Origin of the sequence: Rhizobium sp. Root491 (assembly GCF_001427205.1) — a bacterium.
Classification (GTDB): Bacteria; Pseudomonadota; Alphaproteobacteria; order Rhizobiales; family Rhizobiaceae; genus Agrobacterium; species Agrobacterium tumefaciens.
On the sequence record NZ_LMFF01000001.1, the window covers coordinates 342046 to 355080 of the forward strand.

General features: G+C 59.0%; 10 protein-coding genes. 4 read left to right on the plus strand and 6 right to left on the minus strand.

All coding sequences use genetic code 11. The features are described from left to right. Positions 1–15 precede the first annotated feature (15 nt). The 4 genes from ppx to ASD46_RS01745 form a co-directional block, all read right to left on the minus strand. Complete coding sequence (gene ppx / locus ASD46_RS01730; protein WP_035198104.1) at positions 16–1539, minus strand: exopolyphosphatase; 1524 nt, start codon at positions 1537–1539, stop codon at positions 16–18. Beyond that, positions 1536–3734: an RNA degradosome polyphosphate kinase gene (locus ASD46_RS01735; RefSeq protein ID WP_075807550.1), complete on the minus strand. Its 2199-nt coding sequence runs from the start codon at positions 3732–3734 to the stop codon at positions 1536–1538. Before ASD46_RS01735 ends, ppx begins: the two co-directional genes overlap by 4 nt. Before the next feature lie 98 nt (positions 3735–3832). Then, on the minus strand, positions 3833–4561 hold the full coding sequence (gene hdaA / locus ASD46_RS01740; RefSeq protein WP_003512460.1) for a DnaA regulatory inactivator HdaA: 729 nt from the start codon (positions 4559–4561) through the stop codon (positions 3833–3835). A gap of 2 nt (positions 4562–4563) precedes the next feature. Next, positions 4564–5703: an AI-2E family transporter gene (locus ASD46_RS01745; protein WP_025593017.1), complete on the minus strand. Its 1140-nt coding sequence runs from the start codon at positions 5701–5703 to the stop codon at positions 4564–4566. 296 nt (positions 5704–5999) lie between these two features. On the opposite strand from ASD46_RS01745, the gene purM reads away from it, so the two are divergent. The 3 genes from purM to ASD46_RS01760 all read left to right on the plus strand — a co-directional run bounded on the left by purM (position 6000) and on the right by ASD46_RS01760 (position 8813). Beyond that, positions 6000–7073: a phosphoribosylformylglycinamidine cyclo-ligase gene (gene purM / locus ASD46_RS01750; RefSeq protein WP_025593015.1), complete on the plus strand. Its 1074-nt coding sequence runs from the start codon at positions 6000–6002 to the stop codon at positions 7071–7073. Further along, positions 7070–7744: a phosphoribosylglycinamide formyltransferase gene (gene purN / locus ASD46_RS01755; protein WP_025593013.1), complete on the plus strand. Its 675-nt coding sequence runs from the start codon at positions 7070–7072 to the stop codon at positions 7742–7744. The genes purM and purN overlap by 4 nt, the downstream gene beginning before the upstream one ends. Before the next feature lie 133 nt (positions 7745–7877). Beyond that, positions 7878–8813, plus strand: coding sequence for an omptin family outer membrane protease (locus tag ASD46_RS01760; RefSeq protein WP_060641829.1), 936 nt, complete (start codon positions 7878–7880; stop codon positions 8811–8813). Between the two features lie 412 nt (positions 8814–9225). Here ASD46_RS01760 and ASD46_RS01765 read toward each other — a convergent pair whose 3' ends face one another. Both ASD46_RS01765 and ASD46_RS01770 read right to left on the minus strand, forming a co-directional pair. Next, positions 9226–9852, minus strand: coding sequence for an NUDIX domain-containing protein (locus ASD46_RS01765; RefSeq protein ID WP_025593009.1), 627 nt, complete (start codon positions 9850–9852; stop codon positions 9226–9228). A gap of 66 nt (positions 9853–9918) precedes the next feature. After that, on the minus strand, positions 9919–12138 hold the full coding sequence (locus ASD46_RS01770) for a molybdopterin-dependent oxidoreductase (protein WP_029658739.1): 2220 nt from the start codon (positions 12136–12138) through the stop codon (positions 9919–9921). A 29-nt stretch (positions 12139–12167) separates the two neighbouring features. Between ASD46_RS01770 and ASD46_RS01775 the strand changes: the two genes are divergently transcribed. Continuing rightward, positions 12168–13031, plus strand: a complete 864-nt coding sequence (locus ASD46_RS01775) for a 23S rRNA (adenine(2030)-N(6))-methyltransferase RlmJ (protein WP_003512446.1) — start codon at positions 12168–12170, stop codon at positions 13029–13031. The last annotated feature ends 4 nt before the right edge of the window (positions 13032–13035 follow it).

Here is a 13035-nt window from a genome sequence, read left to right on the forward strand (position 1 = left end):
GCCGGCGTCTGCCCGTTACTCGAACACAAACGCCAACCGCTTGCCCGTCAGTTTCGCCAGTTGCTGCAGGCGTCCGTCCAGACGCTCGCCGGCAAAATCGCAATAGGCGTGTGGTACGACGAATTCCAGATCCAGATCCGGATTGGTGGATTTGCGGAATTTCAGGTGATCGACGACACCGGGCATGGAGGCTGAGAAGAGGTAAACGACGCGCAGCAGGCCGCCGAGCAACTTGCCTAGTTCCAGCAGGCGGTCACCCGCCATGGCGGCGAGCGGCTGTGTGGTGCCGTTGTCGTTCAACCCTTCGAAGCGGTAATAATTGGCAAGCGCAATATAGGCGCGGCCCGGATGGGTGATCGCCACAAAGGAGGAGTGGGCGATGATGTTGAGCGCTTGGAGGCCGCGATAGTCCGGATGTGCACGCCAGCTGATATCGGCCAGAAGGCAGGCCGCCTGCCGGTAACGGCTTTCCTCTTCCGTCTCCTCGATGCCGAAGACCGGAAAGGTGCGGCCGCTCCAGTCGGCCAGTTCGCGCGCATGTTCGGGCGAACGGGCACGCAGAATGGCAAGCTCGTCGGCCGTGACCAACAGCGGGTCGGTATCCCGCTCCGCTTCCGTCAGCAGCGAATAAAGATAACCTTCGCGCACGCCCTGCGCCGAGAAGGCGATCGTTGCCGGCTTCATCGCCTTTAGAACTTCACGCATGGCGATGGCGCCGAACGGCAGAAGCGAACGGCGGTTCTTGGAGACCGCCTGCCAGGCCGGGTCCTTGCTGTCCCTGGAGACGATGACTTCTTCCAGAAAGTTCAGCATTTCCGCCAGCGGCAATTCATATCCCTGCATCATGTGCAGCGGATAACCCGTGATCTCCATGTGCAGCTTGGCGATGTTTCGCCACGTGCCGCCCACGGCATAAAAGGTACGCCCCTCGCCGGCCGCCAGCAGCTTTGCGAAGGATTTGACGTGCTTGCGGGCAATGGTCGTCGCCTTCTCCAGCGAGCCATCCGATTGTTCCGACAACCGAAGGCCGCCGAGCGGCAGGGTGATGCCCTCGCCGCAGTTCTTGCCCTTGATGTCGATGAGTTCGAGCGAACCGCCGCCCAGGTCGCCTGCAATGCCATCCGGGTCGTGGAAACCGCTGATCACGCCATAGGCGGAATAAAGCGCTTCTTTTTCGCCGGACAGGACCTCGATCTCGCAACCAAGTATGGCTTCGGCTTCACGGATGAAATCCGGGCCGTTTTCCGCTTCACGCGCTGCCGCTGTCGCCAGCACGTAGAGTTGCTGCGCCTGCGCCTGTTCGGAAAGCGCATGGAAGCGACGAAGTGCCATCAACGCCCGGCTTACGCCTTCATCATGCATCCGGCCAGTGAGGGCCAGTCCCTTGCCGAGACCGCAAAGGACCTTTTCATTGAACAGCACGGCGGGCGCGCGGGAAAGACCTTCATATACGACGAGACGAACGGAGTTCGAACCAATATCTATGACGGAAACGGGGGCAAGGCCGGTCAGCCGCCCCTGTGCTTCTGATCGAGTCATTCAGCCTGTTTCTTGCGGGAAGAAATCAACCCGGCAATCAATTTGGGCGCACTTGATTTCAGGGCTTCACCACGTCCGGAAAGGCTGGGATTGGTCATGAAATAGTGCTGCGCGTTGAACGGTTCTTCGCCTTTACGCACCTCGATGCGCCTCGACGTTCCGTCCGCAAGTATCTCGTAGCTCTGCTGGTTGTCAATGAGATTGCCCAGCATAATCTGTGAAAGAACCTGCTCGTGCACGGTGGGGTTGGTGAGCGGCACCAACGTTTCAACGCGGCGATCAAGGTTGCGCGGCATCATGTCGGCGGAGCCGATATAGACCAGCGCCTTGTCGGACGGCAGGCCGAAACCATTGCCGAAGCAGAAGATTCGGCTGTGCTCGAGGAAGCGGCCGACAATCGACTTGACGCGGATATTGTCCGACAGACCCGCAACCTGTGGGCGCAGGCAGCAAATGCCGCGCACGACGAGATCGATCTCCACGCCAGCCGCACTGGCGCGGTAAAGCGTATCGATAATCTCGGGATCGACCAGCGAGTTCATCTTCATCCAGATCGCCGCCGGCGCACCGCGCTTGGCGTGCTCGATCTCTTCGTTGATGTGCTTCACGATGCGCGCACGCAGCGTATAGGGCGAAATGGCGAGCTTCATGCCCTCTTCCGGTTCGCCGTAACCCGTGATGAAGTTGAAGATATTCGCCATGTCGTGGGCGATCTTCGGGTTGCAGGTGAAGAAGGACAGGTCGGTATAGATCTTGGCCGTGATCGGGTGGTAGTTGCCGGTGCCGAGGTGGCAATAGGTTCTGAGCTTGCCGTCCTCGCGGCGCACCACCATCGACATCTTGGCATGCGTCTTGAGTTCGATGAAGCCGAACACCACCTGCACGCCGGCCCGCTCCAGATCACGCGCCCAGCGGATGTTCGCCTCTTCGTCGAAACGCGCCTTCAATTCGACCAGCGCGGTAACGGATTTGCCGGCTTCCGCCGCGTCGATCAGCGCTCGAACGATCGGGCTGTCGTTGGAGGTGCGGTAAAGCGTCTGCTTGATGGCGAGCACTTCGGGGTCGCGCGCGGCCTGCAACAGGAACTGCACAACCACGTCGAAGCTTTCATAGGGGTGGTGAACCACCATGTCTTTTTCGCGGATGGCGGCAAGGCAATCGCCGGCATGTTCACGCACGCGCTCGGGGAAACGGGCGTTGTAAGGCTCAAACTTCAGGTCGTCGCGCGGTGCGCGCACGATTTCCGAGATAGTGTTGAGCGCGAGCAAGCCGGGCAGAACGGCAACGCGATTATCAGGCACGCCAAGCTCGTGCACCACGAACTGGCGGAGCGACTGCGGCATTTCGCTGTCGGTCTCAATGCGGATAACCGAACCGCGGCGGCGGCGCTTCAGCGCGCTTTCGAAGAAGCGGACCAGATCTTCCGCCTCTTCCTCCACCTCGATATCGCTGTCACGGATGATGCGGAACGTGCCGAATCCCCTGACGGTATAGCCCGGATAAAGACGGTGAATGAACAGGCCGACTACATCTTCAAGCGTTATGTAGCGGATGGCGTTTTTCTCATCCGGTAAACGAACGAAGCGGTCGAGCGCCGTCGGGAGACGCAACAGCGCTGTCATCGGCTCGCGGCCGTTGACGCTGTCGAGTTGCAGGCCCATCGAGAAACCGAGGTTCGGAATGAAAGGGAACGGGTGCGCAGGGTCGATGGACAGCGGCGTCAGCACCGGGAAAATACGTTCCTCGAACTCAGTGCCCAGCCAGGTACGATCCGCTTCGGAAAGTGCGGCAGGCCGCACGATGAAAATTTCTTCCTTGGCGAGATATTGCTGCAGAACGGCAAGCGAAGCCTGCTGCTCCATCTGCAGGTTGTCGATTTCCTTCAGAATGTCTTCCAGCTGCTCGGCTGGTGTCTTGCCGTCAGGTGTCTTGACCGTAATCTTCTGGCGCACCTGGCCTTCGAGGCCGGCGACGCGGACCATGAAGAATTCATCGAGGTTGGCGGCGGAGATGGACAGAAAACGCAGCCGCTCCAACAGCGGATGATCCGTGTTCAGCGTTTCTTCCAGTACACGGCGATTGAACTGGAGCCAGGAGAATTCGCGGTTGATGAAGCGCGCGGGGCTGTCCCAGAGGTTCTCGCCCTCGGTCATCGGCTGAACCTTGTTGAAGTCGTCCTGCACAATAGCGTCCATGTCCTGTACCATCCCCTGACTTTCCGTCCCGTGATCCTGCTGCATCCCGCGATCGTCCCTCTTGCCCGTATAACAGTTTGACGACGGAACTGTGACAGTCAATCGACCTCCAGCCCGCTACCCCTTGTCCCTTCGCCCATCGCGTTAAGGACTTCCGCCGCCAAGGGACGGGTTATCCTTGTTCCACGCGAAAGCGCCAGCCTGTCGATACGGTCCACAATCGTCTGCGCCGTATCGAGTGAACGCTCCATTCTGTTGACGATGTAGCCTATGAGTTTGTCATCCATATAAAGCTGCCGGTCGGCGAAGAGTTTCACCAGAACCTGTGCCAGAAGACCCTCGTCGGGCTCGCCTGTCTCCACCACAGTCACGGCTTTCAGGCGTGAGCGCAGGTCCGGCAAGGTCACCGGCCATGCGGCCGGCCATTGCCGGCTGGTCATCAAAAGCGTGGTGCCGTGCTGGCGCACGCTGTTGATGACATGGAAAAGTTCGGTGTCGTCAAAACCGCGGCGATCGGCATCCTCGAACAGAACCGCTCCGGTTTCGGCAAGACGCGCAGCGCCAACACCGGCTTGCGGGTGGATATCCTGCGCGCTGCTGATATTTTTCCAGATATTGGCGAGATGCGATTTTCCCGAACCCGGAGGCCCGGCCAGCACCACCACGGGCGAAGGCCAGTTCGGCCATTCATCCACAAGGCTGACGGCAGCCTTGAGCGAGTCGGACACGAGAAGATCGTCCCTTCCGGAAGCGGACTGGTGTGAGAATGCGAGCGGCAGCTGCTCGGCCTTCGACCGGGCGTTGTCGTTTTTGATTTGGTCAGTCATCGTTAGCCCTGAGAGTCAACCTTGCCGGAGGACGTTTCCTGTTCTTCCCAGGGAAGGTTGGCGGCGTGCCCATGGTAAAGATCGCTTTCAAGATATCGCGACAATGCAAAGCGGACAAGCACGCCAACGGCTGCCGCCGCCGGCACGGCGACCAGAAGGCCGACGAAACCGAAAAGCGCACCGAAGGCGAACAATGCGAACATCAGCCATACCGGATGCAGGCCGACGCTGCTGCCGACGAGCTTCGGCTGCAGGATGTTGCCTTCGATGAACTGGCCGGAAAAGAACACGGCAAGTGTCAGAAATACATAGATATAATCAGGCCAGAACTGCACAATGGCAACGCCGACGGCAAGGATGAGGCCGACCATCGAACCAATATATGGAATGAAGCTGATAAGGCCGGAGAAAAGGCCGATCAGCAGGCCGAAATTCAGGCCCACCAAGGACAGGCCGACAGCATAATAAACACCAAGGATGAGGCAGAGCGACCCCTGCCCGCGCACGAAGCCGGCAATCGTCCTATCCATGTCGCGGGCGATCTGGCGGACCGTATGCACGTAGTCGCGCGGTATCCAGCTATCGACCTTGTCGATCATCCGGTCCCAGTCGAGCAGCAGGTAGAAGGCGACGACGGGTGTGACGACCAGCAGCGACATGACATCGACCAGCGATTTACCGGAATTCCAGATCTGCGTCAGCAGGGTGCCTATGAAGCCCGCGCCTTCGGTCAGCAGCTTGGAAAAATTCTCCTTCACTGCATTGATCTGGTTGCTCACCCAGTCAGGCAGCAGATTGGCGTCCGCACCGGCGATCAACTGCTGCAGGGACGAGACATATTGCGGGATGCGCGTGATGAATTCGGATGCCTGGGCGGCAATCAGCGGAATGATGATAATGAGCGACAGCGCGAAAATCAGCACGAAGGTGACGAGGATAACGACGGTGGCCATCAACCGGCTCAGGCCTCGGCGCTCCAGCCAGTCGGCAACCGGATCGAGAAAATAGGCAAGTGCCATGCCCGCCACGAAAGGCAGGAGGATGGAGCTGAAGACCATCAGGAAAAAGATAAAGACGGCAAGCACGCCAATCCAGAAAAAAACCTGCCGGCGCAGGCTCGTACCGCTCACATGGGGTTGCATCCGTTCATCCTCTTGTCGCCGTGCCGTCATTGCCCATGATGGAGATAGGATGCGCATATGCACATGGTCAAGGCCGGTGGCCCGGTAGCGATAGACACGGCAGTTACCAGGTCCGTGCAACAACGACGGGTTTTCAAGTCTGCGCTGCGCATATCGCCGTCGAGAGGCCCGAGGCACACAAAACGTCAAACCGTCGCAAAGCCGTTAAAAACCGGAGCTTTTGCCACTCAAACCCTTGCATCAGGCCCCGTCCCGTGCGAATGGCGACGCCAAAGGAACCAGCGGAGACGAGAGCGATGAGCCAGTCGGGCAAGAACGGTCTTACCTATAGTGACGCAGGTGTGGATATCGACGCCGGCAACCTGATGGTCGAAAAGATCAAACCGGCGGTGCGCTCGACGCGGCGTCCCGGCGCGGATGGCGAAATCGGCGGCTTCGGCGGCCTGTTCGATCTGAAGGCCGCAGGCTTTAACGATCCGGTTCTGGTGGCCGCCAATGACGGCGTCGGCACCAAGTTGAAGATCGCCATCGACGCGAATTTCCATGACACCGTCGGCATCGACCTCGTTGCCATGTGCGTCAACGATCTCGTCGTGCAGGGCGCAGAACCGCTGTTCTTCCTCGACTATTTCGCGACCGGCAAGCTCGACCCGGATCAGGGCGCTGCCATCGTTTCCGGCATTGCAGCCGGCTGCCGCGAATCCGGCTGTGCGCTGATCGGTGGTGAAACCGCTGAAATGCCCGGCATGTATTCCGATGGCGACTACGATCTCGCGGGCTTTGCCGTGGGTGCTGCCGAACGTGGCCAGCTTCTGCCCGCCGGCGATATTTCCGAAGGCGACGTCATTCTCGGACTTTCGTCGTCCGGCGTTCATTCCAACGGTTTTTCGCTGGTGCGCAAGATCGTTTCGATCTCCGGCCTTGACTGGGACGCCCCGGCACCCTTCGCAGATGGCAAGAAGCTTGGCGAAGCGCTGCTGACGCCGACGCGCATCTATGTAAAGCCGCTTTTGAAGGCAATCCGCGAGACCGGCGCGCTGAAGGCGCTGGCGCATATTACCGGCGGCGGCTTCCCGGAAAATATTCCGCGCGTTCTGCCCAAGCATCTCGCCGCCGAGATCGATCTCGACGCGATCGAGGTTCCGGCTGTGTTCTCGTGGCTTGCAAAAACCGGTGGCGTTGAAGCCAAAGAAATGCTGCGCACGTTCAACTGCGGTGTCGGCATGATCCTGGTCGTTTCGGCTGAAAATGCCGCCAAGGTCACCGATGCTCTGACGGCGGAAGGCGAGACCGTGTTCCCGCTCGGCCGCATGGTCGCCCGCGAAGAGGGTGCGCAGGGCACGATCTACAAGGGCGCCCTCAGCCTATGATGAGCGCCGCCTCTCGATCTGGCCGCGCACGTGTCGTCGTTTTCATTTCCGGTAGCGGTTCCAACATGGTGTCGCTTGCCAAGGCCTGTCAGGAAACGCATTTTCCGGCCGAGATCGCCTGTGTAATTTCAGACAAGGCGTCGGCAGGCGGGCTGGAAAAGGCGCGGGCGTTCGGTATTCCCACGCTCGTTTTCGAACGCAAGACCTATGCCAGCAAGGCCGAGCATGAGGGAGCCATTCTGGCCGCACTTGGCGAGATTGCGCCTGATATCATCTGTCTTGCCGGTTACATGCGGCTGATCTCAGGGGATTTCATCGCCCCCTACGAAGGCCGCATCATCAATATCCACCCTTCCCTGCTGCCGCTTTTCCCCGGCCTGCACACCCACCAGCGCGCCATCGACAGCGGCATGAAGATTTCCGGCTGCACCGTACATTTTGTAACCGAAGGCATGGACGAAGGCCCGACGATCGCGCAGGGCGCGGTGCCGGTTCTTTCCGACGACACGGCCGAGACGCTGGCAGCGCGGATACTCACCGTCGAACACCAGCTTTATCCACTTGCCCTGAAGCAGCTTGCGGAAGGCAAGGTGCGGATGGAAGGTGGAAAAGCCATTTCCAGCGGCGACGCAAGTAAATCCGAGTATCCCAGCCTGATTTCTGTTTACTGATAAATATTTCACTAAAGTACAAAGATACTTAAAGTGGTATTTCCTATAAAATAAACCGAACGTTTACCATAATCACCTCTAATGCCCGCAACGGCCCCGCATTTTGGAGCCCTCCGGTCATTCAGGAGCGATTATGCTATTTTCGAGGTTTTCCCTGCCGCTTTCGGCCGTTTTACTGGTGGGCACGAGCCTGCCGCTCGCCGCCGAGCAAAGCGGCATCACCGCTTCGCTCGATGCCGGTGTTCTAAACATCAAGGCCACCGAGACCTTTTACAACGGAAGCCACAAAAACAGTCAACTCGACTGGAAAACAACAAATGCCATGGCGTTACGCGGATCGCTTGGACTTGAGCTGTCGCCCGAGTGGCGCATAAAAACGGAAGGTCGAATCGGCTTTGCTGGCGATGGCTACATGACCGACTACGATTGGCTGCCTCCCTATTACAGGGATACATCGAAAACTGGATGGAGCGACCGCTCACAGCACGGCGATACCCGCCTCGACCACCACCTGACCGGAAGCATCGAACTCAACAGAACACTGCTGGAAGACCCGCTGCAGCACCTCAGTGCCGGTATCGGCTTTCGCTATACCGACGTGCAGTGGTCCGCCTATGGCGGTGACTACATCTACAGTTGGAGAGGATTTCGCAATAATGTCGGTGAGTTCAACAATAGCGAAAAAGCTATCACCTACCGGCAGCAAATCCCCGTATTTTACGGCAATGTGACCGGTGGGCGCAAATTCGGGAACTGGTCGCTGAATGCCGGCCTCGAAGGCGGCGCAATGATCTATGCGAAAGCCACGGACGATCACTGGATGCGTTCGATCCGCTTCACCGACAAATTCCATGTTGGCGGCATGTTCGGAGCAAAAGCGGGCATCGCCTATGCCCTGACTGAGAATGCCTCCCTCTACCTGGATGGCGCATACGAATATACGAGCTTCGGTCGCGGTGACAAAACCCTCACACCGACTGGCGGAACTACCGGCCGGTTTTATAAAGATTCGGCGGGCGGCGATATGCAGTCGCTTTTCGTTGGGGCCGGCGTAAAGGGCAGATTCTGAGTTGAAGGCTTCCGGTTGAGGCGGGGGAAGATGTTATTATCGCACGCAGAACGAAGCTGTGGCATGCCTCGTAAAAGCGATCGATCCTCAATCTCGTCGACACCTCATCTCTGCGATGCGGACAGAACGGTCGCAACGAAAAAAGACAACTCCGGATGAGGTCAAGGCGTGGAAAGAAGAAGGCCGCAAGTAATGGCCTTTGTCGTGGACGCCTCGGTAGTCGCGGCTTGGTTCCTGCCTTACGAGGACGGCACAATCGCCGATCACGTCTCCATCATCCGCCTGGCACGAAACATGCGCTTCCCGCCTATGATGCTGCCTACCTCTCGCTTGCGATTTCGCACAATGTGCCTTTAGCAACACATGATAGGAAGCTTGCGGCTGCGGCAAAGTTGGAAAACGTTGCGTTCGCTTAAGGTTTGCGTAGAGCCGCTCGATTCAACATGGCCCACTGCAACAGAATAATCGTCTTGGAATCGGTGATTTCGCCGGACGCGATCATCGCGAAGGCTTCGTCGAGGCCGTAGGTCAGAACCTCCAGATCCTCGCCTTCGGTTTCCAGACCGCCACCGCTGCCGGCCTGCACGTCGAGATCGATGCGGGCGACGAAGAGGCTGACTTTTTCGGTGAGCGTTCCCGGGCTGGCATACATGTCGAACAGGTATTCGACCTTTTCCACCGCGTAGCCAGATTCTTCCATGGCCTCGCGGCGAATGGCGTCGGCCGCATTGTCGTCATCGAGGAGCCCCGCTGGCACTTCGATCATGAAGCTTGGATCGCCGTTCACGAAGACGGCAGGGCGGAACTGGCGCACCATCACCACGCTGTCGCGTTTGGCATCGTATAGAAGGATGGCGGCGGCGCTGCCGTGATCGTGGACTTCCCTGATGATGCGGATTGTCTTGCCATCCGGCATGCGCTGATCGAAAATGAGCTTCTGCATATGCACGAAGCCCTTCCACACCGTTTCCTTTTCCACCAGCCGGACCCTGCCGGAATCAGTGTCGGCCGGAACGTTTTTCGCTTGCGTCTGTGTCACCGGATATTCCCTTGCCTGTCGCGGAAGTGTTCAGCTTGGCCCTGTTGCGGTGCAATATCAAGCCTTTCAGGCTTCGTCGTCGCGGTGGAGCCACACCTTATTGTCGTGGAAAGCCGCGCCGCCATAGGGGGCGACGGCATCGGCGCCCGTCAGAACATTGATACCCTCGCCGTCCAGATGCGCCTTGTTGGGCCACAACCCTTCGGCAACCAGAACGCCGGGCCTCGCACCCTCCACGATTTTCGCGTGAAGACGCACTTCGCCGCGGCCATTGCCGATACGCACGATGTCGCCATCGGCTATACCGTTGCGGGTGGCGTCCTCGGAACAGATCATCACTTCCGGACGGCCTTCCTTCTGCACGGAGGTTTTCGTTTCCGCGAAGGTGGAGTTGAGGAAGTTGCGCGCTGGCGATGTCGCCAGTCGGAAAGGATGCTCTCCGTCGGCGGTTTCGATGACATCTACCTGATCCGGGAATTTCGGAAATTGCGCAACCGGCCCCATCACGCCGATGTTTTTCGGCGGTTTGTTTGGAGACGGCCCTGTCGCCCATTCGGGGCTGAAACGGAATTTTCCGTCACCATAACCAAAGCCCTCGAGATAATGCGCCACCTCGAAAGAGGGCTGCGCATCGATCCATTTTTCTTCCGCCAACGTATCGAAATCGCCCCAGCCGCTGACTTTCAGCATATGATCGACATGGTCGCGGGCTGAAAGACCGAAGCCCGGCATATGGTCAATACCAAGACGTTTCGCCAGTTCTTCAATGACGAAGAGATTGCTGCGCACGGTTTCCGGCGGCTCCACCAGCTTGGGGCCAAGCAGAATGTGGTTCTGGCCACCGGCGCGGTAGATGTCGTCATGTTCAAGGAACATGGTGGCCGGCAGCACGATATCGGCCAACTCGGCCGTCTCCGTCATGAATTGCTCATGCACGGCAACAAAAAGATCGTAGCGCAGGAAACCCTGTTTCACCAGCCGCTGCTCGGGTGCGACATTGACGGGGTTGGTGTTCTGGATGAGCAGCGCCGTCACCGGGCCACCATGTCGCAGCGCTTCCGCATCCCCCGTCAGCACGCGGCCGATCTGCGACTGGTCGAGCTGGCGCACGTTGGGGTCGGCATAGGCTGTGCCCATCAGTTCCGCCTTGTTGAGCCGGAAGATATCGCCGTTATTGTGGAAGGCGCCGCCGCCTTCATATTGCCAGGAGCCAAGAACGGTGGCGATAGAAAGAGCCGCGTGCATGGCGACCGCGCCGTTGCGTTGGCGGGCGAAACCATAACCGAGCCGGAAGAACGTCTTTTTCGTCGTGCCCACGAGCCTTGCGAAATCCTCGATTTCCTCCAGGGAAAGACCGGTGATTTCGGACGCCCATTGCGGCGTCTTCGATTTCAGATGCTCTTCAAGTCCCACCGGATCGTCAGCGAAGCGCGCCATGTAATCGCGGTCGGCATAACCATCGCGGAAGGCAATGTGCATGATGGCGCAGGCGAGCGCCGCATCGGTGCCTGGACGCAGGACGATGCGCATATCGGCCTGTTTCATGGTCGGATTGTCATAGATATCGACGACGACGATCTTCGCGCCACGTTCCTTGCGGGCTTTTACCGCATGGGTCATGACGTTGACCTGCGTGGCGACAGCATTCGTGCCCCAGATGACGACGACATCGGCCTTGCCGATTTCGCGCGGATCGGGCCCGCGCAGCGCGCCTGTACCCATCACATAACCCGTCCAGGCCATGTTGGTGCAGATCGATCCGAAAAAGCCGGAATATTTCTTGGCGTGACGCAGGCGCTCGATGGAATCGCGCTGAACCTGTCCCATGGTTCCGGCATAGAAATAAGGCCAGACGGCCTCGGCGCCGTGCTTTGCCTCGGCTTTGACTAAGGCGTCGGCAACCTCGTCCAGTGCCGCCGCCCAGGATATCTCCTGCCAGTCGCCAGCACCCTTCGCACCCTTGCGGCGCTTCGGGGTCAAAAGACGGCCGGGATGATAGATACGCTCGGAGTAACGCGCCACCTTGGCGCAGATGACGCCGGCAGTGTAAGTATTGGCATTGGCGCCGCGCACGCGGCCGATGCGGCCATCGGCATTGATGTCCACTTCCAGCGCGCAGGCGCTCGGACAGTCGTGCGGACAGACCGTGTGGCCGATGCGCGTGGCACTTTCGGCTTTCGGGGCGGCGTTTTTAGCGGAAATCGGGGTCGCAAGGTTCATGTCTTTTCTATATTGCATCAGCGACGCGGCAAAAAGGCCGAAGTGACGTCCATCAAGAATATTCATCATCCCCATCGGGAAGCGAGACACATCCCATGAACTATCGCCACATCTACCACGCCGGCAATTTCGCGGATGTTCTCAAACACGCCGTTCTCGCGCGTCTCGTCCGTTACCTGCAGAACAAGGACAAGGCGTTTCGCGTGCTGGATACTCATGCCGGCATCGGCCTCTACGACCTGTCGTCGGAAGAGGCGCAGAAGACAGGCGAATGGCAGACCGGCATCGGCAAGCTGATGGACGCCGATCTGCCGGCCCCTGTCGCCGAATTGCTGGAACCCTATCTTTCCACCGTCAGGGAACTCAACCCCGAAGGCGGCATGCAGTTCTACCCCGGCTCACCGAAGCTCGCGCGCATGCTGTTCCGCCCGCAGGACAGGCTTTCGGCCATGGAACTGCACCCGGACGACGCACGCGCGCTGGCGCGTCTGTTCGAGGGAGATTATCAGGTTCGGGTGACGGAGCTCGATGGCTGGCTGTCGCTTGGCGCGCATCTGCCGCCGAAGGAAAAACGCGGCCTCATCCTCGTCGATCCGCCTTTCGAGCTTGAAAATGAATATCAGCGGCTGGCGGATGGGTTGAACAAGGCATATCGGCGTTTCTCCACCGGCACCTATTGCCTGTGGTATCCGCTCAAAAAAGGCGCACCGATCAAGGATTTCCACGAGCGGCTGCAATCCTTCGATATTCCGAAGATGCTGTGCGCGGAACTTTCCGTGAAAAGCGACCGGCTGGAAGGCTTGAGCGGTTCAGGCCTCATCGTCGTCAATCCGCCCTACACGCTGAAGGACGAGCTGCACACGCTGCTGCCATTCCTGAAGACGGTGATGGCGCAGGACAGATACGCCTCGCACCGCGCCTTCTGGCTGCGCGGCGAGGAAAAGCCGGAAGAGGATTGAGTGC

What these genes read in the sequence shown, in the direction of transcription:
- ASD46_RS01745 (WP_025593017.1), bottom strand. Translation starts at nt 5,703, where the DNA reads ATGCAACCCCATGTGAGCGGTACGAGCCTGCGCCGGCAGGTTTTTTTC.
- ppx (WP_035198104.1), bottom strand. Translation starts at nt 1,539, where the DNA reads ATGACTCGATCAGAAGCACAGGGGCGGCTGACCGGCCTTGCCCCCGTT.
- purM (WP_025593015.1), top strand. Translation starts at nt 6,000, where the DNA reads ATGAGCCAGTCGGGCAAGAACGGTCTTACCTATAGTGACGCAGGTGTG.
- ASD46_RS01735 (WP_075807550.1), bottom strand. Translation starts at nt 3,734, where the DNA reads ATGGACGCTATTGTGCAGGACGACTTCAACAAGGTTCAGCCGATGACC.
- purN (WP_025593013.1), top strand. Translation starts at nt 7,070, where the DNA reads ATGATGAGCGCCGCCTCTCGATCTGGCCGCGCACGTGTCGTCGTTTTC.
- ASD46_RS01770 (WP_029658739.1), bottom strand. Translation starts at nt 12,138, where the DNA reads ATGAATATTCTTGATGGACGTCACTTCGGCCTTTTTGCCGCGTCGCTG.
- hdaA (WP_003512460.1), bottom strand. Translation starts at nt 4,561, where the DNA reads ATGACTGACCAAATCAAAAACGACAACGCCCGGTCGAAGGCCGAGCAG.
- ASD46_RS01760 (WP_060641829.1), top strand. Translation starts at nt 7,878, where the DNA reads ATGCTATTTTCGAGGTTTTCCCTGCCGCTTTCGGCCGTTTTACTGGTG.
- ASD46_RS01775 (WP_003512446.1), top strand. Translation starts at nt 12,168, where the DNA reads ATGAACTATCGCCACATCTACCACGCCGGCAATTTCGCGGATGTTCTC.